Origin of the sequence: Bradyrhizobium sp. NBAIM03 (assembly GCF_020194055.1) — a bacterium.
GTDB classification, from domain to species: domain Bacteria; phylum Pseudomonadota; class Alphaproteobacteria; order Rhizobiales; family Xanthobacteraceae; genus Bradyrhizobium; species Bradyrhizobium yuanmingense.
Genome location: NZ_JADYVS010000001.1, coordinates 101,180 through 125,247, shown reverse-complemented (window position 1 = coordinate 125,247; position 24,068 = coordinate 101,180). Strand labels below are relative to the sequence as shown.

Sequence of the window (24,068 nt, the reverse complement as noted above, 5' to 3'; positions counted from 1 at the left end):
GCCGAGGAAGCAGATCGGGGCAGCTGAATTTTTTGGAGGTTGTTTTATGAGCGTTATCAGAAACGCGCTTCGCATGGCTGCCGCCGCGGCGCTCGCCGTTACGATCACGTCGGCCGCCAACGCCGCCATTTACCCGCCGCAGCGCCAGCTGCCGGCCACCGTAATCTCCGAGTTCAAGGCTTCCCCCAACAGCCTGCTGCAGCAATATCCAACCGGCGGCCCGCAGCTGATCTCGCGCGTGCGCGACCTCGGCGCCTCCGATCCAACCACGCTTCCCGGCCTGATCGCGCTCCTGAAGGATCGCGCGACCACCCCGGACCAGATGCGCGCGATCGTCGCCGGCCTCGCCCAGGTCGCCCGCATGGCCGCGCAGCAGGATCAGGCCTATGCCAATGAGATCCAAACGGCGATCGCCGGTACCGGCAACCCAGACGTGATCGCCGCCTACCAGGCCGCGACTGGCGACGTCGCGATCGCCGCGGCCGGCGGCGCGGGCGGTGGCGGCAGCGGCGGAGGTGGCCCGACCGGTACGAGTGGCTTCGCGATCGGTGGTGGCGGCGGTGGCATTACTATCTTTGGTAACAACACCACCGCGAACACCGCACCCAACACTGGGAGTGGTGGTGTCGGCAGCTCAACAAACAGCGTCAGTCCGTTCTGACTTGGTGGGCTTCAGGTCCTGCTATGATCGCAGGATAGCGGCGCCAGCGCGCACTGTTTCGCTTTTGCGCCGTTAAGCTTCACGAAGGATGCTTCTTGATCGAAGCAGTTGCGCTGCATCAACGACGTTCAATTGCCGATCGGGTGTGCTAGGTTGTGTCACCGAGAGGACGTTGCACGGCGCGTTTGCCTCAAAACAGACCGGGCGGTTCGCGAGCCTCCAATCTTTGAGCACGAAATCAATCCATTTCCAGGAATTGCTAGATGTTGCAGGTGAACAAGCGGGTCTCGGAGATCAACCGTGATTTCGCCGAGGCCGATGGCTCGCCGGCTCAGGCGCTCGCATCCTATATTGAAATCGTTCGCCGCCAGCTTCCGGCCATTGTCGCGATTGTCTCAGCCTGCGTGATCTTGGCGCTGCTCTATCTCTTCACCGCCGCGCCGCAATTCACGTCCACCGCCTCGATGGTGATCGATACCCGAAAGGTGCAGCTGTTCCAGCAACAATCAGTCCTTGGGGACATTGCCGTGGATTCGGCCACCGTCGAGACTCAAGTTGAGATCTTGAAGTCGGAGAATATTAGTCTCTCGGTGATCCGGGATCTGCATTTGACCGAAGATCCTGAATTCGTCGGGCCTGGTGGCGGGTTTTTGGGCGCTATTGTTGCTGCATTCCGAGGTTTGTTTTCGAGCGGTGGAGCAAATCTCTCAGAATTTGCGCTCACGCGAAAGGCGCTCGTTCAACTAGAAAAGAACCGGAAAGTCAAACGAGTTGGCCAGACTTACGTTATGGAGATTAGCTTCACTTCGCTCGACCCGGCGAAGGCAGCCAGAATCGCAAACGCGATCGCCGATGCCTATATTGTTGACCAGCTTGAAGCGAAGTACCAGGCGACCCGTCGCGCCAGCGTCTGGCTGCAGGACCGCATTAAGGAGCTGCGCACCCAAGCTTCAGCTGCGCAAAAGGCGGTGGTCGACTTTAAGACATTGAACAACATCGTCGATACGGGCGGACGACTGATGAACGAGCAGCAGCTTGCAGAGGTAAATAGTCAGCTGGTGCTAGCACGCGCGGCTACTGCCGAAGCCAAGGCGCGGCTTGACCGAATGAACGAGATCGTCAAGCAGGAAATTCCGGACGCCTCTGTCGCCGATGCGCTGAAGAATGATACGATTGTGAAGCTGAGGGGCCAATATGTCGACATGGCTTCTAAGGAAGCAATCTGGTCCGCGAAATACGGCGCCGACCACCTTGCAGCCGTCAACCTCCGGCGGCAAATGGCGGAAATCAAGAAGAACGTCGTGGATGAGCTGAAGCGCATCCAGGAGTCCTACAAGAGTGAGCACGATATCGCCCTCACCCGTGAGGAAAGCATCAAGTCAAGTCTCGCTAACGTTGTCTCAGAATCGCAGTTGACAAGTCAGGCCCAGATTCAATTGCGAGAACTCGAGAGCAACGCACAATCTTATCAGGCGATGTATGACAACTTCCTCCAACGCTACATGGAATCCGTGCAGCAACAGTCCTTCCCCATCACGGAGGCGCGCGTGATTAGTGCGGCGACTATGCCGCTGACGAACAGTTCTCCAAGAACGCTAATCATCTTGGCCGCGGCTCTTTTGGGCGGCATCGTATTGGGTTTCGGAGTGGCGACCGCAAGAGAGCTCACTGACAACGTCCTCAGGACGACCGAGCAAGTTGAGCAAGGCTTAGGAACAAACTGCATAGCTATCCTACCCGCGCTGGCCGTGAATGCGCCCTCTACTGCGCTCGTGGATAGGATTGTGAGGAAAGACGATACCCCGCGGCCCGATTTCTTGCGCCACACGGTAGATAATCCATTATCGCGCTTCTCTGAGGCAGTCCGTTCTTTGAAGGTCGCGATGGACCTGAATTCGATTGCTCGGGAGAATCGTGTGTTGGCGGTTACGTCAACACTGCCTAATGAAGGAAAAAGTACACTTTCAACAAATCTCGCGCAACTTATAGCTCAAGGCGGCGCTCGGGTTGTCCTAATAGATGCTGACCTTCGCAACCCGTCCTTGTCGCGCGCCTTAGTGCCAAACGCGCAGGTGGGGCTAGTCGATGTGGCAGCACAGCGAGTGCAACTGGAAGATGCTTTGACTGAGGATTCTCAAACAAAGCTTTCGATCTTGTCGGCAGGAGCCACCTCGAAGCTGCTGCACACAAATGAACTCTTAGCATCGCAGGCGATGCTCAATTTAATTTTGCTGTTGCGCTCCAAATTCGACTACATAGTCATTGACATGCCGCCGATGGCTCCTGTTGTCGACGTTCGGGTCACATCGTCATTCGTTGACTCCTTTGTCTACGTTGTGGAGTGGGGCAAGACCAAGCTCGACGTCATCAAGCACAACTTGCGCACAGCACCAGAGATCCAAAACAAACTATTGGGTGTGGTGCTAAACAAGGCAGACACTAGAGTGTTGGCACGCTACGTGTCTTATCAGGGGCGCTACTATTATCAAAAGTACTACGCCCGCTATGGGTACTCGGAATAATTTGATCCGAATGCGGGACACACCAGTGAGCGCATTGCTGCTGCTGCTGGGGGTTTTAGGTGTGCTTTGGGTCTGGACTGTTCTGCCCTCTCTTAGATTGTCAGCTGTCGCTCGCGATGTCGCAGTACGAATCCGAGCAGAAGAACGCTTCAAGCCCGGAGTACTTCACGAGGTTGTAGTCCAATTGGATCAGTACACAAAGCCAGTTCTGCTCTCACCTCGTATTGGGCGCGATGGGGCGACAATTCAAGTTCGCATGGCTGAAGAAAATGAACGAAAGGCCGCTTACGACGTAGATCGTGACATGGCAGTTGCCGACGAGGCGCTGAGAGCCGTGCTTTCAATTTTTCCAGCTGATCCGTTCCTCTGGCTGAAGCTGTACTCGACCGGGAAAACCCGGCACGGCTTCGGTCCGGACAGCATTAAGTATCTCGCGCAGTCGTACCGTGTGGCCCCTCTGGACGGGTGGGTTGCTCTCCGGCGTAACAAGGTGGGACTCAGTATTTTTCAAATGTTAGCTGAGGATACGAGAAAGGCCGTCGTTTCGGAGTTCGTCGGTCTCGTTGATAGTGGATTTACTGACACTGCCGCGTTGAATCTTGAAACTGTCGGATGGACCGAGAGAGAGAGGCTTCTGGCCAGCTTGGTCGGGGTAAACATTATCTCAAGACAGGCGTTTGCGAAGAGGCTCGCTTTGGACGGTGTGAAGGCTAGCATTCCTGGAGTTGAAATTGATGAAAGGCCATGGCCGTGACTCCTAAGCATTCAGGTCCGATCAACATCGCCATCGCAATCGGCTTACTGCAGTTAGCGCTGCTTACCTCTGCTCGTGCTCAGGTAAACAGTGGGAATAGGATTTCCACGTTGCAAGGACCTGCTGAACAATCAGCTTCCCCCATTATCCGAGATGCTCTTAACCGACCGTGTTTGGATGTCGAAGCGATGGCGCGCCGACATACCGTAATGCCGACACTTTTCGATCACGTCGTCAGTGTGAAGAACAATTGCGGCCGACGTATCAAAGTGAAGGTCTGCTACTATAACACTGATAGCTGCGCCAAAGAATTTTCAGTAATGGGATATAGCAGAGAGGATACGATCCTTGGCAGCTCGGGCGCCGGACGATTTCGCTATTCTCTCTTGCAGCACTAAAGTCTAACACCTGAAGGCGTCAAGGCCCGCCGGCGGTGGTCCAGACAGCGCAGACTCGACCAATGCGACATGATGGTTGCGCTCTGCGAGAGCTCGTGGCCGATCGCGGTGGCTTCGTCGCGCTCCCGCACGCGAGAAGTAGACGGCATTATTTCCGCTCAAGAAGCAATTTGGCTGTGCCATCGCGTGAGTGATTTTTAGTCAGTGCGTGACTGGATTTGGTGCACGTAATGGGCGTTTACAATTAATGTCGTTGCCAATAAAGAGTTGCCTACAGCACGGTGAAAAATGTGTTATCGAAATCCCAAGTTGTTAAGGGCGAATTATCAAGGAGTATCGGAGTGAATTGGGGCTGGGACGATTAGGCGCTTTGGCGGTCCCAAGCGCAGAAGAAGAAAATGTAGCTTACTAAGCTCTGCGACTGCCCGACGCAGCGGCGCTGGAGAACGGTGAGCCGTTGTATCTAGGGTTTGCGTCTTCTTTGAATAGGTTCGCACAGCTTTGTTGTTCGTGCGTAGTATCCGTCAGTAAGTCTTTTTTTGCGATTTCCGAAAGAGCTACTATGCAGAGCATTTTTCGAACAAGCGTGCTTGGCGTTCCTTTGAGCTTAGTAGACTTGGCCCGAGCGACTGCGCAAATTTTGGAGTGGGCAAAGAAAGATCGCGGCCCTTATTCCGTTTTTGTGCGCGAAGTCGCAGGTCTGATGTTGACCGTGAGGCAACCCGAGCTTCTCAATTTGCATGAAAGTGCTGATCTCGTCGTTGCCGACGGGATACCGCTCGTCTGGGTAGCCCGTTTTAAAGGTCATGGAGATGAGATTGGTCGTGTAGCAGGTGCAGATCTCGTTGATGCCGTGTGTAGGCACTCGATAGCATCGGGGCAAAGTCATTTCTTTTACGGAGGCAAGCCAGGCGTGGCTCAGCGTATGGCTCAAGCTCTTTCACGAAAGTATCCTGGCTTGAAGGTTGCAGGTACCTATAGTCCGCCGATGCTGGATATTGGTCCTGACTTTGATCTGATCGGGACCTGTCGAGAGGACGTCGAGGTAATTCGAGCTAGCAAGGCGGATTTGATTTGGGTCGGAATATCCAGCCCCAAGCAAGAATATTGGATCGCCAAGGCCATGGATGCGATTGATAGGGGCGTGTTTATAGGTGTTGGCGCTGCTTTCGACTTTCATTCCGGAAGCAAGCAGAGAGCACCGGCGTGGATGCGGAATAACGGGCTTGAGTGGTTACATAGGCTTATGAGCGAACCCCGGCGGCTCTGGCGTAGATACCTCATACTTGCGCCGATCTTCGCTGTTCGCGCCTTCGTGGAATTGATCATGCGATCAAGGCAGCGCAGCGGATAATTCCCGATGCGAGCTGGGAGCAAAAAGCTGACTACAGATAATGCCGAGAAGGAAGGCGCGGAAGCTCGCTCGCCCGTTTTGGATGGCTGGCGAGGCATAAGCATCCTGCTCGTTCTGATCGGCCACATGGCTCCTCTTGGACCCAAGTCGCTAAAGCTTAACGTGATGGTCTCGGCGGCCGGCTTAAGCATATTCTTCTTTCTATCCGGCTTCCTTGTCGTATCCATGCTTCTGCGCAATGGTAATCTTGTAACTTTCGCAATTCGGCGTTCGCTTCGTATCCTGCCTCTAGCTTGGCTCGTCTTGGTGGTCGTGATGCTGGTGCAGCGGCCAACCGCTGAGGTGTGGATCGCAAATCTCCTATTCTACGCGAACATCGCTCCAGAGTATTTGCTTCCTCATGCAGATCATCTCTGGAGTTTGTCGGTTGAGGTGCAGTTCTATCTTGCAATTGCCCTGCTGGTCGCAGCTCTCGGCAAGCGTGGGCTCGTGGTCGTTCCAATTGCTTGTATCTTGGTCACTGCTGCAAGAGTAGCGAATGGTGCGGGTTTCTCGATTCTCACTTGGTTTCGAGTCGACGAAATTCTGGCTGGAGGTGCAGTCGCAGTGCTATTGCCGTTATTGCCCAGAGCTATGTTCACGCAAAAATGGTCGAGTGTCGCTCGGTATGTCTTAGTGGCCTTGTTCTTTCTCAGCTGCCACCCATCTTTGGCCTGGCTCCACTATGCCCGACCCTATGCCGCAGCTGCTCTGATTTACTCCACGATGAACTCCGAATCGGGGCATTTGCGAACACTGCTCTCGTCTAGTAGTCTAAGCTATCTCGCCAAGACCTCATACGCCCTTTACGTCATCCACCCGCTGACATACGCAGGTTGGCTGGGTGAGGGGGATGTTGTCGTTCGCTATACTAAGCGGACTTTTAGCGTGCTCCTTACTTTTTGCCTCGCGCATGTGAGTAGTTTTCATTTCGAGAAGTTCTGGAATGATCTAGCTCACAGAATTACCGGGGTAATCGAGAAGAGGGCAATAGCCCAATCACCCCTGCGTTCGCAACCCTTATAGCGCCTATGGACCTCGCGCTTTTCGTTGTTTTCCTTCTGCGGTCCAGTGCGGACTATGTATTCGACGCGCTTCGGATTGAGGTAGGAGGCCTCAATCTGACAGCTGGTGCCTTCCTCAACGTAGGTCTGCTGGCTCTCGCTAGCTTGATGTTGCTGTCCCGAAAGCGACCGCCGTCGTTAGTTGCGGTTTGGCTTCCCTTTCTTGGTATTGCTGCGGGATCGATCCTATGGGCGCCGGAGAAGGGTGAGGGACTACGCGCGCTGCTGGTCCTCTCCACGTATTTCGCTGTATTTGCGATTCCGTTTATGGTGAATAAGCACACACACGGTAAAGGCACTCTTCTAAAGGCCCTGATCTATTCGTCAATTGCTCCTTCGATTTTTGGGTTCTTGGAGTTTTTCTTCTTTCCGGACGCCTCAGGCCGCATAAAATCCCTCTTCCTACATCCAAACGTTTTTGCATTTTATCTCACGTTCGTGTCCGGGATAATATTCTTCCTTCTTGAATCATCGACAGTCTCCTTTAGGCCGGCTGTACGCAAATTTATGTATCTGCATCTCGGGGTATTGGGCGCGCTATTAGTTCTCACTCAGACTCGGGCGGCCTGGGTTGGCCTTTTCATCGTATTCGGCGTGCATGCAGTATTCGTCAATCGAAGATATCTTTTGATTCTGTTGGTAGCGCCTCTGCTGCTCTTTGTACCGGCCGTTTCTGATCGTCTAACTGATCTTGAGCAAGGGACGGAATACCGTGGTGGATTTAAGAGTCAGTCTGATTCAATCAATTCATTCGCGTGGCGGAAGGTAATGTGGGAGTCCGCACTCGACGATCTCTCCGGGTCATTTGTTCTCGGTAAGGGGTTGGCATCATTCGGTACGAACTCGCTTACCTTCTTCCCGATCGTCGATCCGACGCATCGCTATGGAAGCAAAGGAGTGGGTGCGCACAATGTCTATATTCAGATCCTGTACGAAACTGGCGTCGTCGGCTTGATTTGTTATCTAGCCATCTTCGCAAAATTGCTGAGTTTAGCCCTCGAATACAGGCGCTACGATCGACGAGGTGCCGTAACAATCGCGTCTGTGATCCTGGGTTACATGGTGGAAAGCTTTTCGGACAATATGTTCGAATATGGATCGGTGAATCTCTATTTTTGGGGAGGGGTAGGTGTCATTTTCTCCTATTGGGCGCGACAGAGATCGAATGCCTCGATTGAAGGAGGATCCGCACGAACAATGCAGGCCAAAATTTCAGGGAGCTCGCAGATTCTTGGTGGCTCGCCTGCCTGACAGCATTTCCTGATGATCGCCGTTGGTCACGCATTGTAGGAGTGAACTTTGCGATTCTCTATAATCATCCCTTGTCTCGATCGATCTAGCGAGCTGAGACAGGCGATAAGATCGTGCGTGGCCCAAACATTCTCTGACTTTGAGCTGATCATAGTCGATGATGGTTCGATGCACCCACTAAATGTCGTTTGCGACGAGTTCAAAGATTCACGAATCAAGTATCACAGGAACGCGACAAACTTTGGAGTGGCTCGGTCCAGGAATATCGGCCTTGATGTGGCTAAGGGCGACTACATCTCGTTCTTAGACTCTGATGATGTGTATTTGCCGACTCGATTGGAGGTTCTGGATCAGAGAATTCGCAATTGCCCGACGAGTTCGATAATCTTTCATCGGCAAAATCGCCGATTGTCGAACTGTTCTACAGTTCTAAGTCCAGCTCGGATGCCGGAAGCGCAGGAGCGGCTGGATGAGTTCATTCTTTTTTGGGGTAACTTCATTCAGATCAATTCAATGGTGATCGAAAGGGAGTTGGCAAAACAGATCAGGTTTGATGAAACGTGCGCGGTGCATGAAGATACAAAATTTGTCATTGAAGCCTGGCTCGCGCGGCAAAGCTTCGTCGCTTGTGAAGACGTTCTGTCAGACTATCACGATTATGACAACGCGACGCGGCTATCGAAGCAAGGCGGATATGAACTGCTGGAGCCCCTTGTGGAGTTAGCGAGCAGCAGATGTTCTCAGAAGGCGGATGTTGGTGCTTCGGCGTATGCAATCGGAGAGCTGAACTTTTTCCATGCACCCTTTCGTGTGCTGTCATGCGTTTGGCGTGCCTTTAGAGGCGGCCTGCCAAGTGCAAGGTGTCTCGTCTATCTCAGTCGCAGCATTTTCGGTGTTTCAAGAGTGAATAGGGTAATTCACCAGGTCCGGGTGCATCATCCGTGGATCGACCGTCACCGGGGGCGCATGCTGAAAAGCGAGTTAAGCATGATCGGGAGTCCGCGTTTGTCCGCTGGATGGCGGCGAGTCGCAGCCATCATCGCAGCATGGAATCGCAAGTGGTACACGAATTGACCCATAAAGACTTCCCCTTCGGGAAAGCTAAGCGAATGACTTTGCAGCGCTGCGGATATCGAAGGCATCAGCTCTCAATGTTGATGACCTTCGTGATCCTCTTGGCGATTGGGTCAACCGGTCGATCCGTTGCGGAAGAACGGGCGGACGTTGGAGGTAAAGCCTCAACGCAATTCACGACTGCTTCGGCTTTCCAAAGAGCAGGATATCCTGTTTTTGACAGCCAAAGTTTCTGGTATCAACCAATCCCGCGAAACGCTCCATTGCACCAGAAATCTGCTGAGTATGCTCAGGAGTTTGCTCGTCAAGTAAAGACCTATTATGGGCACATCGGCATTAACTTCAGTGGGTATAGCAGTCCAGTTTACACCGTAAAAGCTGACGTTCCGAACGTTACCGTGAAGCTCGTCGACTGTTGGCATAGTGGCTACTATGACAAGAAGCTCGCAAATGACTTCGCTGCGGTGCCGATCCCGAACTATGCCGAGGCTGCCGATGGAACAGATTCGGAGATGTCAATCTATCAGCCGGATACAGATTTGCTGTGGGAGCTATGGCAGGCGCGCAAGGTAGGGGGGCAATGGCAAGCGTGTTGGGGCGGGCGGATGCCGAATACCTCACGTAATCCCGGAATCTGGGAGCGGCCGTATGGAGCAGCTGCGACAGGCCTACCGTTCGCACCTGGCCAAATATTGGCTGACGAACTGCGTGCCGGCGAAATCGATCATGTGATTGGAATAGCGCTCGTTGCGGCAGAAGCGAAGGTTTATTCATGGCCCGCAAACCGGTCTGACGGAAAGGGCTCACCAGGCGTGCCGAACGCAATCCCCGAAGGGATACGCTTTAGGCTGGATCCAGCCCTCGACATAGAGAAACTGAATCTTCATCCTATCGCCAGAACGATCGCCAGAGCTGCTCAAAAATATGGGTTTGTGGTTTGGGATCTAGGTGGCTCGGTTGCACTCCGTGCCGAGAACCCGAAACGGTACACTCTGGTCGGCCTACCTAGTCCGTATCCTCAGCTTTTCGGCAACACGCCGGCTTACGCAATCATGAATCGCTTCCCGTGGGACAAGATGCAGTTCTTGCCAGCTGATTACGGAAAGCCAAAATGAGCAAGGCGGGTGTGGCAATTTCAGTTTGGAGCGTCCATGCAATCAATTGATCATTCGGTTGCGTATATTTTGAATCACTATCCCAAGGTAAGTCATACCTTCATAAGGCGCGAGATCCTGGAGCTTGAACGCCGCGGATTTCGCATTGTACGTTTCGCAATGCGAGGATGGAAGGATCATTTGGTCGACCCTGATGACTTGGCTGAGGTTAACAGGACATCCTTTGTTTTGAAGGCTGGAGCAACAGGTCTGGCTTGCGCGTGCGCAATGATACTTGCTCGGTCGCCTCGGAAGTTTATCTCGGCGGCCTGGCTGGCGGCAAAAATGATGCGTGGGTCGGATAGGCTGGCGATTTGGCACCTGATTTACCTTGCTGAGGCATGTTGGATAACGCGACAGCTTAAGAAGTATCAGATCGGGCACTTGCACGCTCACTTCGGCACGAATCCTGCGGAGGTCGCCTTGTTGGTAGCTGTCCTGGCAAACGTCAGTTATAGCTTCACCGTCCATGGCCCAGAAGAATTCGACAAGGTACACTCAATTCATTTGGCGAAGAAAGTTGAACGCGCGGCTTTCGTTGTTGCGATATCTTCCTTCTGCCGCAGTCAAATCTATCGCGTCATCGCGCATCAGCTTTGGTCTAAGGTTAAAGTGGTGCATTGTGGAGTGGATGACGCTTTCGGAGGGGGGGATCGCCTTGAGGTGCCTCGCAGCAATCGGCTGGTGTGCGTCGGCAGACTTTGCGAGCAGAAGGGACAGCTTCTCTTGATTGAAGCGGTTCGCGATCTCGCAGGAGATGGACGCGACTTCAAGGTAGTCCTGGTTGGCGATGGAGAATTGCGCCATGAGCTCGAGGAAATGATAGCTCGTTACAACCTGGAGAGGTACGTGGAAATAACTGGGTGGGCAAGCGCCGAGAGAGTCAAGAGAGAGATCTTCAGTGCGCAGGCCGTGGTACTTCCAAGCTTCGCGGAAGGTCTCCCACTCGCCTTGATTGAAGCAATGGCAATGGGTCGTCCTGTAATCACTACATTCGTTAATGGAATACCAGAGCTGGTGGTGGACGGTAAGACCGGATGGTTGTTCCCGGCTGGCTCCAAGTCAGATATCGTCACGGCCATCCGAAGCTGTCTTGATGCGCCTCGTGAGCTGCTTGAAGAAATGGCACGTAACGGAAGAGAGCGGGTTCTTCAACGACATGATCTGTCTCGTCAGGCGGAACTTCTGGCTGGACTGTTTTCAAGCGAATTGGGTGTGTGTCGTGACAACACTCGAAACGGCCGACGAGCGATTAGCTCATCTCCCGATGAGCAACAAGTTTGTCAGACATGCTGAGTGAAGATACTGTTCTATGACCAACGATCCTGATTGGAACGCCGATCTTGCCCGAGTCGGAAATGGTTCTTTTTTTTGGCGAGAACCCTCGCTTTGGGCCCTCTGGGTCTACCGATATGGACGGCGAATTGATCGAGAACGGGCCGGAAGAATTCGTTCGTTGAAAACACGCTGGTATTGGCTTCTCTTTCACTTAGTCGCAATCATTACCGGTATCAGTATCCCGAAAGAATGCGCAATCGGCCCGGGCCTGCGCATTTGGCATTTCGGCGGAATTTTCGTGCATCCGAAAGCCACTATAGGTAGTAACTGTACGTTCAGGCAGGGGGTTACTATCGGAAACAAAGGTGAACAAGAGTGTGCGCCTACCCTAGGGGACAACGTAGAATTGGGGGCTTACGCGCAGATCATTGGCCCAGTCAGAGTTGGAAGCAACTCTAGAATTGGAGCCTTAACTGCCGTGGTAAAGGACGTCCCTCCGGGTGTCACCGTCGTGGGGCAGCCGTTTCGCTTCGCTAGCCATTCACTTGAGAGCTAGAATGCCTACCATTGAGGTCTTGCTGCCGATAAAGAACGCGCTCCCGTACTTGCCCGAAGCGATCGACAGTGTTTTCGCTCAAACCTTTCAAGACTGGCGGCTCTCAATACTTGATCACGGCTCTACCGATGGCTCCCTCGAGATCGCCCAGCGATATGCCGAGAAGGACCGTCGCGTTCATGTAGCTTCCAATCCCGGCGCCAGGGGGCTTGCGGGACTATTGAACTTCGGGTTGGAAAGGGCTGATGCTCGCCTTGTTCTTCGGCAGGACGGAGATGACATATCGCGGCCTGACCGCTTCCAAGTGGTTGTCGACACGTTTGACAGGCAATCTGATCTACTAGTACTTGGAGCTGAGGCCACCGTCATTGACAAGAGCGGCCAAGAAATAGGCTACATGCGGCTGCCAGGAACGCCGGCCGCGGTCGCATCTGCGAGTTTTTTCTACAATCCCATTGCACATCCAACGGCAGCGATCGATCTTCTAAAGCTAAGACGCTACGGTGGATGGTACGGCATCGACATGTTGCGAGTTCTTCCGACAGATCAATCACTGGAGGTTCTTAGTCTAGCTGAGGATTACTTTTTCTTTGGACAGCTCGCTCAACTCGGTTCATGTGCGAACATCAAGCGGCCACTTATAAAATACCGCTACCATAGCCAAAGCGAGAGCGTCTTGAAGCGTGATGCGCAGAATGCCTGTGCAGTAAGTATCTCACGCTTTTTGGCTGCCTCGTTTGCGGCCCTAAAAGGTGTGGAGCTCTTCGATCCCGCTCCGTTTTGCTCTCACGCTGAAAACATATTCGACTGTGGGCTGTCTGACTATTCCGCAGAATTCAATAGAATGGCTCGATCACTCAGAGAAGGACTTTGCTGGTCTCCCGAGTTAGCAAGAGAGCTGGCCTTTCGCTGTGTCCTAGCGAACCGGAACTCGATAGTAATGTTCGCGCGCTACTTCAATTTTGCGCTCGCCCATGGGCTACATTCCGGTGAATGGCGAGTTGTTCGCAATTGGATAGGACGACTAGTGGACAGCAAGCATATTACTCGCGTCGATGAACGCATCAGTCGTTTGCCCCAGTTCTGATGGATCAGGAGTCTCTCAGGCGGCGAACCCGTGGAGCTGTCCTTTGGATGGCGGTCGCAACCGGTTGGGCTTCGATTGCATCCTTCGTCACGTTTGCTCTACTTGCGAGGCTGTTGGATCCATATGCGTTCGGTATATTTACGCTGGCGCAGATCGTTTTCACCTTACTCGCAACGCTAACTGCAGCTCCCTTCAACAATTACGTGATACAGCAACACGATCTGGATGAAGATGCTCTAGACACGTTGTTCTGGACAAACTTAGTTCTTTGCGTCGCGATAGCCGCGCTAATTTGGGTCTCAGCAGACGCTTATGCTGTTCTGATGAATGCACCCGGCGCGGCGGCTCCCTTGCAATGCCTGGGAATTGCGCTTCCCGTGGAAGCACTCGCGACCATTCATCTCGCACGAAGCCTTCGCGAGTTCGGTCATAAGATTGTTGCTATACGAACTCTTGTGTCTACGTTATTGGGTGGTGGGCTCGCCGTACTGGCCGCTTATAACGGCCTGGGTATTTGGAGCTTAATCCTCCAAGTCTGGATGACGAGCCTTTCGAACGCCGTATCTTCCTGGCTCTTTAGCCGGTGGGCACCCCGGTTTCGGTTCTCTTGGTTCGCACTTCGTCCGTTCTTGCCCTTCTGCGTAGGGGTAATGACCTCTCAACTCCTGTGGCTAATCTTGCTCAGAATCCCTGAGGTCATTCTTGGTCGGGTTTGGGGACCCGCATCTGTTGCGCACTACCGAGTTGGTTGGCGACTTACAGAAGCAATAAGTACAGCCATTCTTCAGCCGCTCGCGGGCGTCGCGCTACCCGTCTTTTCCAGGCTGAAGGGGGATCCGGCAAAGTTCGAAGATGCATACGCGCGTTTCCTGAACATCGCCGCAATCGCCCTCCTGCCATCGTTACTGGGGCTTACAATCACTGCGAAAGAAGTCGTCCCGCTTCTTTTTGGGCCCAATTGGACCGACAGTATTGTTATTGTCCAGATCCTAGGGCTTTTGGGAGTGCCGTTGGTCCTAAACTATCTTGTCGGCCACGCGCTGACCGCTGTTGGCGCAGTGCGGCAGCTGTCTCGGCTGGCTATCGTCCAGATTGTTGCGACATTCTTCTTTTCACTTTCAGCAGCGCCATTTGGCGTAGCTGCTGTCTGTCTGGCCTACGTCGCACGCGCTTACGTGATGATGCCCTATCAACAATACCTATTGCGCGTGTCGTCATCGGTTTCGTTTCGGACATGCATTAAGGCAATCCGCGCGCCGTTTCTGGCATCATGCGTCATGGCAGCCGCTCTTTATTTGCCTAATCACTTGTTTCGATCTTACCTCCCGCAGGACGTCATATATGTCACGATCGTCATTCCTTGCGGTGCTTTAGTTTATATCTTAACGTTGTACCTTCTTGATCAGAAGGCTTTTCGTGCTTACACCCGATTGTTGGGAAGCCTGAGTTGAGCAGGTGAGCGTTGGAAACACATCTCGAAATGATTGCGCGCATGAACGCGGAGATGGACCGCGTTCTGAGTCCTTTTGTTAACCAGGGGCCGATCGCGTTCTTAGATTTTCCGGACTACCCGAATGTTGGAGATACTGCCATCTGGCTTGGCAGCATGGCCTTCTTGGCCAAAAGAGGTCTATCTCCATCTTTTATCTCGACGATGTCGAGGGTCAACGTCGAGGCGATTAGACCACAGCAGACGATTTACCTTCAGGGGGGGGGCAACCTCGGTGACGTCTGGTCCAAATACTGGCCCAATCCACAGGAGTTCCGAGAAGCCGTCATTGAGCGATTCCCGGACAAGACCATTATTCAGTTGCCGCAATCCATCAACTTTCAGTCGGAGAGGAATGCTGACAGAGCTGCAAGGGTCTTCGAGAAGCATCCAAATTTTTTACTTTTGGTTCGTGATGCGAGAAGCTTGGAATTCGCAAGACGCAAGTTTCAGTGTCGCGTCGCTCTTTGTCCGGATATGGCCTTTGCGTTGGGATCGGTAAACAAGGTTGGCAGATCCAATGGAAGGACACTGTTTCTCTTGCGCACGGACATTGAGAAAGCTCAGACAAGCTCGCTGAAGCAAACCTCAATACCTCCCAATGGAGATGTGGCCGACTGGATTGAAGAGCCGCGTTGGACAACAGCCGCAGCCATTGGTCGAGCATTGATTACTAGCGGTGTGCCGCAGTTAGTAAAAGGGGGTAGGCGCCGCCAATGGATGATGGATTTTTACAAAAGGAAAGCTGAGCTTCGCTTTTTGAGGGGAATCACGTTGCTATCGGCGTACGACCAAATTGTATCCGATCGGCTACACGTTCACATTGTAAGTTCCCTTCTCGGTATACCCCATATAGTGCTTGACAATAACTACGGTAAGATAAGCGGAATTATCGATGCATTCTCGACAGACTGGCAAGGTGTTCGCCGAGCGAGCACGCTAGATGAGGCAATCATAATGAATGGGAAATAGTGAGTTTTGTTGGCCGGTGGGCTCGCCTGTCTTGCTTCCTCGACAATGTTGCGGCACATGCGTTGCTACAATCTGCAGATTGCAGCGTTCGCGTGGTGAAACGCGATAGGCCTGAGCGCCGAGCGTGCGGGGATATCCCTCGATTCACGCTAATTAGCGAAAATGCACATGCGGACTTTTCGAACTCGCCGCTGCAGCTGTGCGCGGCCGGAATTCCTGTTCTTCGCTACATGAGGCCTTGGGGATGATCGCTGCCACCTGATAGCCGTCGCTAGGTCAAATGCTATGCTGGAGCTTGGCTTGCCTACCTGAGTACGCAGTATGCACGCACCGAATGCCGCACCAAAGGGGCATCGGCTTTAAGAGCGCGACAAGTCGGACTCAAATGAACGTGACCTTTAGTACGCGCGCGCTTGGCCAAAACTGATAAAGGCAGTTTTGATGATAATGGAGACGTCGAGCCACAAGCTCCAGTTGTTAATATACCACAGATCATACTCCACGCGCTTCTGCATCAGGTCGAGCGTGCGGGTTTCTCCGCGATAACCATTGACCTGAGCCCAGCCGGTGATGCCGGGCTTGACGTGGTGGCGGAAGGCGTAGTTGCCGATGATCTGCTCATATTCGGTGTTGTGGGCGGCCGCGTGCGGGCGCGGGCCGACCAGCGACATGTCGCCCTTGAGCACGTTGAGGAGCTGCGGCAGCTCGTCGATCGAGGTCTTGCGCAGCCATTTGCCGATCGGCGTGACGCGCGGGTCGTTCTTCTGCGCCTGCTGAATCGTCGGGCCGTCCTCGAGCACGCGCATGGTGCGGAATTTGAAGATCCTGAACGCGCGCCCGCCGAAGCCGTGGCGGGTCTGGCGGAAGAACACCGGCCCCGGCGAGGTCAGCTTGATCAGCACCGCGGTCACCAGCATCACCGGCGCGAACACGAACAGCGCAAGGCTGGCGCCGGCAAGGTCAAGCGCGCGCTTGAGCGCGCGTTCGCGCCAGGTGAGCGGGGCGCGGCGCAGCTCGGCGGTGAAGGTGTTGCCGGTGCCGACAAGCGGATAGCGCAGGAAGCGCGCCGTATTGGGGTCCGGCACCAGATGCACGGGGAGGGGGAGGATCTTCAGCACGTCCAGAATGCTGTCGATCGCATGCTGCCGGCTCCAGTTGATCAAGAGGAAGACGTGCTCGATCCGGTGCTCGCGCGCGTAATTGATCAGCTCCTCGAAGCGCGGCGCCAGCGAGGACAGCAGCAGGGGCGAAGCCAGCTCCCTGGCCGGGATCTCCATCACGCGCATCAGGCGGTAGCCGTGCTGGCCGAGGTCCTCGACCGCGTTGGACGAGGTGGCAAGGCCGAACTCGGCGACCAGAAGCGCCCGTCCGTTGGCGAAGGCGCCGGTGCGCAAGGCATGCGCGGTCCAGCGCGCCGCCACGATCTTCCAGGCGAGCAGGGCGGCAAGGCCGACCAGGTAGAACGAGATCGTGGTGCCGCGCGAGAACTCGTCGCTGACCTTCATCGTGAAGGCGATCGCCAGCAGCGCCCCGAACAGGCCGGTCCACGTCGCCAGCGTCATCCGGAACGTGCGGGGCAGGTGGGTGACCGTCTTGAGGCGATAGCCCTGCTGTACGATGGTCAGCAGGACGAAGTTGATGGCCACCAGCACGCTGGCGGCCGCATAGACGTCGGCCTTGCCGAGCGTGCCCGCGGTGACGACGTGATAGCCAACCGCGCAACCGATGCCGCTGACCACGATCAGCGCCGCATCCACCACCGCCAGCAGCCGTTCGACCACCACAGGTCGCAGCCAGCTCGGCGCAAAGCCTCCGGATGTAGGCGTGACCGGCTCGACCACACGAATTTCCGTCGCAGAATCAGCGACGGGCACCGGCCGAGTGGAAAGAATTGTCATCCTGCCAAATCCATTGACGCAAAATTCATTAGCCCGAACAAGCCGTGCTATCGGGCAATATCGCTGTTAGAACAAGGCGAAGGAAAAATTAACCTTACCCCACAAGCGTGCATTGTAGCTCATCTCGCCTCGACTGATATGTTAAATTTCACAACCCGTTAGGAAGTCCTCGTTGCCTCGCACCCAGTCCCGGCGGCGAACCCGGTCGAGCGGGAAGCGCTACCTCGCCATTGGCCTTGCGGCCGTCGCTTTGGTGGGACTCGTGCTTCTGCTTCTGCGTCCCGATGCCGGCCCCCTCCCAGTTCCAACGGCTTCCAGGTCCGTCGCGATCAAGCTTCTCGTTGATGGGCGATATGGCGCGCGGTTTGCCGGCGAACTCGCTGCAGCCACGCAGGGATATTTCTCCTCCCGCATTGAGGTGTCGGCTCAGCCCGAAGACCCTGACTTCGTCCAAACCATTGCACGCCAACATGCCATCGGCGTGACGAGCGGCCAGAACTTCCTGCTGGCGAGCTGGCGCGGCGTCCCCGTGACTGCGTTTGCCGCAAGCTTCCTCGACACCTCTGTCGCGATCTTCACGCTCGAAAGCTCCGGCTTGCGGCGGCCGGCCGATCTGGTCGGAAAGCGGGTCGGATACCGCAGGGCGAGTGAGGGAGACGTCGTCTTCGATGCCATGATGGCGCAGCTCGGGCTTCCCCGAAGCCAGATCACCAAGGTGCCGGACCGCGACAGCTTCGAAGCCCTGCGGTCCGGGGAGGTGGATGCGATCATCGCCGCCATCGACGAGCAGCCGGATCCTACCAGCTCGACCTTCGTGAAGCTGAACGTCATCAAACCGCAAGACTACGGTATCCATGTTCCTGGCCTAGTCTACTTCGCGAGCAATAGTCTCGTCCATGAACAGCCATCTATGATTGCCGATGTCCTTCAGGGCCTCATTCGAGGATGGCAATTCACCTACGCGGACTATGCACGGAGCGTGCCCGTTCTCGCCGGCGCCGATCCGGCCAGGTTGAATTCCGAGCGGCTCAAATTCGAGCTGCAGCAGCAGCGCCCGCTGGTATTGCCGACGGGTGGTCGCATCGGCGACTACGACGAAAGCCGCTGGCGGACGCTCCGGGATATCCTTCTCTTCGCCAAGCTGGGCGAGGAAGACGTGCCTTTGGCTCAAACGGTCAGCTACCAGTTCTTGCGGGATGTGTATCGCCGTTCACCCGACCTCGCGGCTCCAGGCGCGTGGAGCCAGGACAAATAGGAAAAAATAGGACCAAGAAGCCACACTTGCTCGCCATATTGCCCAAAGGTCCCTTTGCCGCCCCGGCGTCGGTTGCATTTCCGCCGGCGGCCTTGGTAAAGTTCGGTTCACTATTTGGGCTAGTCGCGGAGTGACTTTACGGACCGTGACGTTGGATGGGCTAGGGTCTGACAAGCGCGTTAGGATCAAATCCGCAGCGGCGAGGAGCTTCTTTGGATGTTTAAGACGTTGATGCGAGTTGGCTTTTTGGCCGCAACTGTTACTTTCGGCGCAGCGAGCGGGGCGAGCGCGGCGATGCAGATGCCCTCATCGGCGGCCCTGCTCGCGGGCGAGAGCCAGGTGACGCCTGTTACCTTCTGGGCACAGCCGTATCCGTATCGGTATGCGCCTTGGCGCCGTTGTCCCCTGGTGCGGGTCGAGACGCCGTATGGCTGGTACATGGACCGCGTCTGCGCGCCTGTCGGTCCCGTTCTGCGCCGAGCCTACTAAGACCTAACCGAGCGGCGGCTGCCGTTTTGTCGATCTTTCAAGGCAGTCGCACAGCTGATGCGGCTGCCTTGCTCGTTTTGTTTCATTGTGTGCTGACCTTTTGTGCGCGCAACGCAGGTTCACCATGAGTATCTTTGCTAGGCCGGAACAGGCTGTTGCGTGGTGAAGATTGTGTTACCAGTTCCGCGGGGCTGCATAGGCAGCGTGATTGCTTAAGGCGACCGCCACAGCCGCATCTCGTGAAGATTGGCGGCCAGACGGATACTGTTAGAGGATTTCAATGACAGGAGCTTCAACTTTCGACCTCAGGGGCAAACGCGTCTTTGTCGCGGGTCATCGCGGCATGGTGGGATCGGCTGTCGTCCGCAGGCTTGCGTCAGAGAATTGCACCGTGCTGACGGCCGATCGGCGGGAGCTGGACCTCACGAAAGAAGAGGCCACACTGAAATGGCTCGAGGCCAACCGTCCCGAGGTTGTGGTGCACGCCGCTGCGAAGGTGGGCGGCATCGCAGCGAATAGCAATTTTCCGGTCGATTTTCTCTGTGACAACCTTGCAGTGGAGCTGAGCGTCATTCGTGCGAGCCACACGATCGGTGTCCAACGTCTGCTATTTCTGGGCTCGTCCTGCATCTATCCCAAGCACGCCAAGCAGCCGATCACCGAAAGCGAATTGCTGACGGGGCCACTTGAGCCGACCAACGAGTGGTATGCAATCGCCAAGATCGCCGGTCTCAAGATGTGCCAAGCCTATCGTCGGCAATATGGCGACGATTTCATCTCGGTGATGCCGACCAATCTCTACGGCCGCGGCGACAATTATCATCCGGACCATAGTCATGTGCCGGCTGCACTGATCCGACGCTTCCATGAAGCTAAGCTTGCCAAGGCGCCGACGGTCACCGTGTGGGGCACTGGCACGCCGCTGCGCGAATTTCTCAACGTCGAGGATTTTGCGGATGCCTGCGTTTTCCTTCTGAAGAACTATTCGAGTGACCTGCCGATAAACGTCGGCAGCGGCGATGAGGTGTCGATCGCTGATTTCGCAGCGGCCGTGGCGGAGGTCGTCGGCTTCGAAGGCAAGTTGATTTTTGACACGTCCAAGCCTGACGGGACTCCACGCAAGCTGCTCGATAGTTCACGGATTCGCGCCCTTGGCTGGAGGCCTAACACTACGTTGCTGACAGGCTTGGCTGCCGCATACGACGATTTCTTAAGCGGTTACGGGCGCAACCTCGAGATCGCTACAACCGGCCACGCCGGTTAGCTGCACGCCGTTGCACCAAGAGAGCATCGAGCCTAAGACTAACTTTCGAGCATTGAAACAGGTGTCGTCGTCTTTGCGACGCCCTTCCGTCCCTGCCAATTTGTACGTCGTTCCTATGGAGGTTAACAATTGAGCGTGCACTACGTTCTATAGATTGCCTTCCGGTGATTGCGGGCTTTATCAGCCTGGTGAGCATAATTCGAACTCTTGCCCTCATAATTTTTTGAAAACCTGGCCCGCCAGCGTAGCTCTCGAGCACGCCTTGATGCCAACTCGAGATAAACGTTGCTGAAAAACACGAACGCAACGATAGATCCCAACAACCCACCGCCAACAATCAGGAGAATCGTCATAGCTCCTCCTACAGGGGGACATCGTCAAGCGTTTAATAAATATAATATATTAGCGAACAATAATCAATTAAATATATGGTTTAAATTAATGGAGAGAACGCCAGTGGCTCCCCAGAAGGCTAGTCTGTTTACGGTCCAATCTGGGCGCGAGCTTGGTCTCCTCAAGACGACGTTGCGGCCTCCCGATGGAAATGGGACGTTCGCGGCAAGGTGCAGGGCCCATCGTTCTGAACGCGGGCTCTCTGTACGTGCTGCGGCGATGAAGGAGGCGCGCCTAGAAGCGATGGTGGCCAGGAGTATCGACAGGCCAGAAGAAGAAGGCCGAAAAAACGCTGCTGGCGGAGGATGCTGGTCCGATTGCCTTGGGCATCAAATCGCAATGGATGTCATCCGAAGGCAAATGAGCGCCGCGATGGGCGCTCATTTGCCTGGGTTGTCGCCTTGCTGGCCGATCCACAAGAACTACTCGTGGCGTGGATAATATCTAAACCCGTGCTGCTTGATGAGCTCGTCGCGCTTTGCCGATTCGAGATCTTCCTTCATCATTTCTCGAACCAGGCTTTCGAACGAGGTCTTGGGCTCCCAGCCGAGTTTCTGCTTGGCCTTTGATGGGTCACCAAGAAGCGTCGCAACCTCAGTGGGCCGAAAATACCGGGGGTCGACCGAAACGACACACTTGCCGGTCTTCGCGTTGTACCCTTTTTCTTCGACGCCACTTCCCTCCCAGCGAACCGTCATGCCCACTTCGTTGGCAGCGATATTGACAAAATCTCGGACAGAATGCTGCACGCCCGTAGCGATCACGAAATCCTCTGGCTTGTTCTGCTGGAGCATCAGCCATTGCATTTCGACGTAGTCGCGGGCGTGTCCCCAATCGCGTAACGCATCGAGGTTGCCTAGGTAGAGCCTCTCCTGCAGTCCCAAATGGATCCGCGCCAAAGCGCGCGTGATCTTCCGGGTCACGAAGGTCTCGCCGCGGACGGGAGATTCGTGGTTGAAGAGGATGCCGTTGCAGGCATACATCCCATAGGCCTCGCGGTAATTGACCGTGATCCAATACGCATAGAGCTTGGCTACGGCGTACGGCGAGCGCGGATAAAAAGGCGTAGTCTCCTTTTGGGGGATCTCTTGGACTAGGCCGTACAGCTCTGATGTTGAGGCTTGGTAAAATCGCGTAGTTTTTTCCAAGCCGACGATCCGTATCGCCTCGAGAATTCGAAGGGTGCCGAGGCCGTCAGAGTTCGCGGTGTATTCCGGTTCCTCGAATGAAACGGCCACATGGCTTTGTGCTGCGAGATTGTAGATCTCGTGGGGTTGTACCTGGCCAACGATGCGTATGAGGCTCGAAGAATCCGTCAGGTCGCCGTAATGCAATCGGAACGGTGGATTCGGCTCGTGAGGATCCAGGTAGAGATGGTCGATACGATCCGTATTGAATAGCGAAGTCCGGCGCTTGATGCCGTGGACTTCATATCCCTTTCCTAAAAGCAATTCAGCGAGATAGGCGCCGTCTTGGCCAGTTACGCCAGTAATAAGTGCACGTTTCTTTGACATAATAATCTCTGGGTTTGGTACCCGTTCGTACTCGAAAACGGACGCAATAGGGAGACGGGCTGAACCAAAAAAAGCAAGCTTAGATTAACGGCTTTCGAGGTCTGGAGAATAGGCAACAGATAGTCATGATCAGGTTATTTCAAATTCACGTCCGGCGTGATGTTGTAGCTCTATAGATGCTGTCTCTATTTTATTGAACTGGCATTTGGCGTGGAGCTTCAGATTTTTGACAAACGCATAATCCCCCTGATCATGTGCGGCGGCGCCGGCACGCGGCTGTGGGCCGGCTTCGCGCGAGGTGAGGCCAAAACAGTTGCTGCCGCTGTTCGGCACGTGCTCGACCTTCCAGGACACGCTGCTGCGCGTGTCCGATCCCTCTTTGTTCGACCGGCCGATCGTCATCACCAACTCCTCCTACCGCTTCATGGTGCTGGAGCAGCTCGCCGAGATCGGCATCGAGGCGGACGTGATCCTCGAGCCGATGCGGCGCGATTCCGGTCCTGCGATCGCGGCCGGCGCGGTGTTGGCGCAGAACCGCGCTAGTGAGGCGATCGTGCTCGCGCTCGCCGCCGACAAGGCCGCCTTCGTCGCCGCGTGCCGCGAGGGCCTTGCCGCCGCGAATGCGGGACGCGTCGTCACCTTCGGCGTCAGGCCGGAGTGGCCAGCGGCCGCGGTAGCTGTTGAAACTCCGCGGGAGCGATCACCGCAGCGAGGTCAGAGTTTCCGGTGGGGCAGCATCGTAACGGTGAGCTGAGACTAAGGTGGCGTCAAGGTTATCCGGCCACTCGCCCTCGCGATATGGGGATATATTCGCAACGAAGTGCTGGTCGACGCTTCGGTCGGGATTACCGGCGTTGCTGTGAGATGGTGTGCGACTCGAGCGCTCGCTGAGATCGACGGCCGCCCTCTCTTCGTAAGCGATGGCCTGTGGGGTATCCGTCCGATTGAAGGCCGCCTTGCCGAATGAGGCGTTTTGTTGAGAGCTGTCCTTATCGACAGTGATAGGCGCAGTGTCAAAATCGAACGGCTTGAGGTGGTGAACACCCGGCGGCGGCACTGGTCCAAGGAGGCGAAGCTCAAGATCGTTCTGTAGAGCTTACAGGCATCGCGCCAAGTCGCAGCGACGGCGCGGCGGTATGGCGTTTCGCGCTCAGTCGCGTCGGCCAGCAGCGGCGGGTCGATCGAGATCGAATTGACCGGGGCTCGAAAGGCTGATTAGGGGTACGGTCGATGCGGCGATGCTGAGGCCCCGAGGCGGCGCTGGCTGATGGACGCCCACGGTGGTCCCATCGGGTCGGGCGTGCGGGTGTGGCTTGAGACCGGCCAACCGACATGCGTCGCGACATGAACCCGCTGGGCGTGCTGGTGCCGGAAGCCTTCAAGTGAGACCCGCACGACGATGGCCTCTATGTGTTCCGTGACAGAAGCGGCAAGCTGATGGCGCGATGGACTGGGCAGGTTGCTTTATGCCAAGCGGCTGGAGCGCGGCCGCTTCCTGTGGCCGTCGTCGGCTGATGGCGTGGTGACCATCACGCCAACCCAGCTTGGCCATTTGCTAGTGGATACCGACTAGCGGATCCCACAACACAGCGGCGCCCGCAA

At 55.4% G+C, this 24,068-nt stretch carries 18 protein-coding genes and 1 pseudogene; 17 read left to right on the top strand and 2 right to left on the bottom strand.

Going from position 1 to position 24,068, the window contains the following annotated elements; translation table 11 throughout:
* Window positions 1-46: 46 nt before the first annotated feature.
* The 13 genes from I6F21_RS00495 to I6F21_RS00435 all read left to right on the top strand — a co-directional run bounded on the left by I6F21_RS00495 (window position 47) and on the right by I6F21_RS00435 (window position 15,653).
* Entirely contained in the window at window positions 47-661 is a 615-nt protein-coding gene (locus tag I6F21_RS00495) for a hypothetical protein (RefSeq protein WP_225139030.1), read from the top strand.
* 263 nt (window positions 662-924) lie between these two features.
* Window positions 925-3,183, top strand: coding sequence for a polysaccharide biosynthesis tyrosine autokinase (locus I6F21_RS00490; RefSeq protein WP_225139029.1), 2,259 nt, complete (start codon window positions 925-927; stop codon window positions 3,181-3,183).
* Between the two features lie 304 nt (window positions 3,184-3,487).
* Window positions 3,488-3,937 (top strand): hypothetical protein, encoded by a 450-nt coding sequence (locus I6F21_RS00485; RefSeq protein WP_225139028.1) that lies wholly within the window; start codon window positions 3,488-3,490, stop codon window positions 3,935-3,937.
* A 960-nt stretch (window positions 3,938-4,897) separates the two neighbouring features.
* The gene (locus tag I6F21_RS00480; RefSeq protein WP_225139027.1) at window positions 4,898-5,689 is read left to right on the top strand and encodes a WecB/TagA/CpsF family glycosyltransferase; all 792 of its coding nucleotides are present in this window, start codon (window positions 4,898-4,900) and stop codon (window positions 5,687-5,689) included.
* Between the two features lie 6 nt (window positions 5,690-5,695).
* Entirely contained in the window at window positions 5,696-6,754 is a 1,059-nt protein-coding gene (locus I6F21_RS00475; protein ID WP_225139026.1) for an acyltransferase, read from the top strand.
* 5 nt (window positions 6,755-6,759) lie between these two features.
* Window positions 6,760-8,043: an O-antigen ligase family protein gene (locus I6F21_RS00470; protein WP_225139025.1), complete on the top strand. Its 1,284-nt coding sequence runs from the start codon at window positions 6,760-6,762 to the stop codon at window positions 8,041-8,043.
* Window positions 8,044-8,091: 48 nt separating this feature from the next.
* The gene (locus tag I6F21_RS00465) at window positions 8,092-9,117 is read left to right on the top strand and encodes a glycosyltransferase family A protein (protein ID WP_225139024.1); all 1,026 of its coding nucleotides are present in this window, start codon (window positions 8,092-8,094) and stop codon (window positions 9,115-9,117) included.
* Window positions 9,102-10,232 carry a hypothetical protein gene (locus I6F21_RS00460; RefSeq protein WP_225139023.1) on the top strand — a complete coding sequence of 377 codons (1,131 nt, stop codon included), beginning with the start codon at window positions 9,102-9,104 and terminating at the stop codon, window positions 10,230-10,232. The genes I6F21_RS00465 and I6F21_RS00460 overlap by 16 nt, the downstream gene beginning before the upstream one ends.
* A 36-nt stretch (window positions 10,233-10,268) precedes the next feature.
* Window positions 10,269-11,567: a glycosyltransferase gene (locus tag I6F21_RS00455; RefSeq protein WP_225139022.1), complete on the top strand. Its 1,299-nt coding sequence runs from the start codon at window positions 10,269-10,271 to the stop codon at window positions 11,565-11,567.
* Window positions 11,568-11,583: 16 nt separating this feature from the next.
* A complete protein-coding gene (locus I6F21_RS00450) occupies window positions 11,584-12,105 on the top strand; it encodes a serine acetyltransferase (RefSeq protein WP_225139021.1) in 522 nt (173 codons plus the stop codon).
* A gap of 1 nt (window position 12,106) precedes the next feature.
* Window positions 12,107-13,192: a glycosyltransferase family 2 protein gene (locus I6F21_RS00445; RefSeq protein WP_225139020.1), complete on the top strand. Its 1,086-nt coding sequence runs from the start codon at window positions 12,107-12,109 to the stop codon at window positions 13,190-13,192.
* Between the two features lie 47 nt (window positions 13,193-13,239).
* Window positions 13,240-14,643, top strand: a complete 1,404-nt coding sequence (locus tag I6F21_RS00440) for a lipopolysaccharide biosynthesis protein (protein WP_249781764.1) — start codon at window positions 13,240-13,242, stop codon at window positions 14,641-14,643.
* Window positions 14,644-14,654: 11 nt separating this feature from the next.
* On the top strand, window positions 14,655-15,653 hold the full coding sequence (locus I6F21_RS00435; protein WP_225139018.1) for a polysaccharide pyruvyl transferase family protein: 999 nt from the start codon (window positions 14,655-14,657) through the stop codon (window positions 15,651-15,653).
* A 398-nt stretch (window positions 15,654-16,051) separates the two neighbouring features.
* On the opposite strand, the gene I6F21_RS00430 is transcribed toward I6F21_RS00435, so the two are convergent.
* Window positions 16,052-17,494 carry an undecaprenyl-phosphate glucose phosphotransferase gene (locus I6F21_RS00430; protein WP_225139017.1) on the bottom strand — a complete coding sequence of 481 codons (1,443 nt, stop codon included), beginning with the start codon at window positions 17,492-17,494 and terminating at the stop codon, window positions 16,052-16,054.
* A 319-nt stretch (window positions 17,495-17,813) separates the two neighbouring features.
* Here I6F21_RS00430 and I6F21_RS00425 point away from each other — a divergent pair, with 319 nt between their 5' ends.
* From I6F21_RS00425 to I6F21_RS00415, 3 genes are all read left to right on the top strand, one after another.
* Window positions 17,814-18,806, top strand: coding sequence for an ABC transporter substrate-binding protein (locus tag I6F21_RS00425; protein ID WP_225139016.1), 993 nt, complete (start codon window positions 17,814-17,816; stop codon window positions 18,804-18,806).
* A gap of 216 nt (window positions 18,807-19,022) precedes the next feature.
* Entirely contained in the window at window positions 19,023-19,295 is a 273-nt protein-coding gene (locus tag I6F21_RS00420) for a hypothetical protein (protein ID WP_225139015.1), read from the top strand.
* A gap of 280 nt (window positions 19,296-19,575) precedes the next feature.
* The gene (locus I6F21_RS00415; protein ID WP_225139014.1) at window positions 19,576-20,559 is read left to right on the top strand and encodes a GDP-L-fucose synthase; all 984 of its coding nucleotides are present in this window, start codon (window positions 19,576-19,578) and stop codon (window positions 20,557-20,559) included.
* Window positions 20,560-21,374: 815 nt separating this feature from the next.
* Here the strand turns inward: I6F21_RS00415 and gmd are convergent.
* A complete protein-coding gene (gene gmd / locus I6F21_RS00410; RefSeq protein WP_225139013.1) occupies window positions 21,375-22,466 on the bottom strand; it encodes a GDP-mannose 4,6-dehydratase in 1,092 nt (363 codons plus the stop codon).
* Window positions 22,467-22,718: 252 nt separating this feature from the next.
* On the opposite strand from gmd, the pseudogene I6F21_RS00405 reads away from it, so the two are divergent.
* A pseudogene (locus I6F21_RS00405) lies at window positions 22,719-23,133 on the top strand (sugar phosphate nucleotidyltransferase); the annotation flags it as partial.
* Window positions 23,134-24,068: the final 935 nt, after the last annotated feature.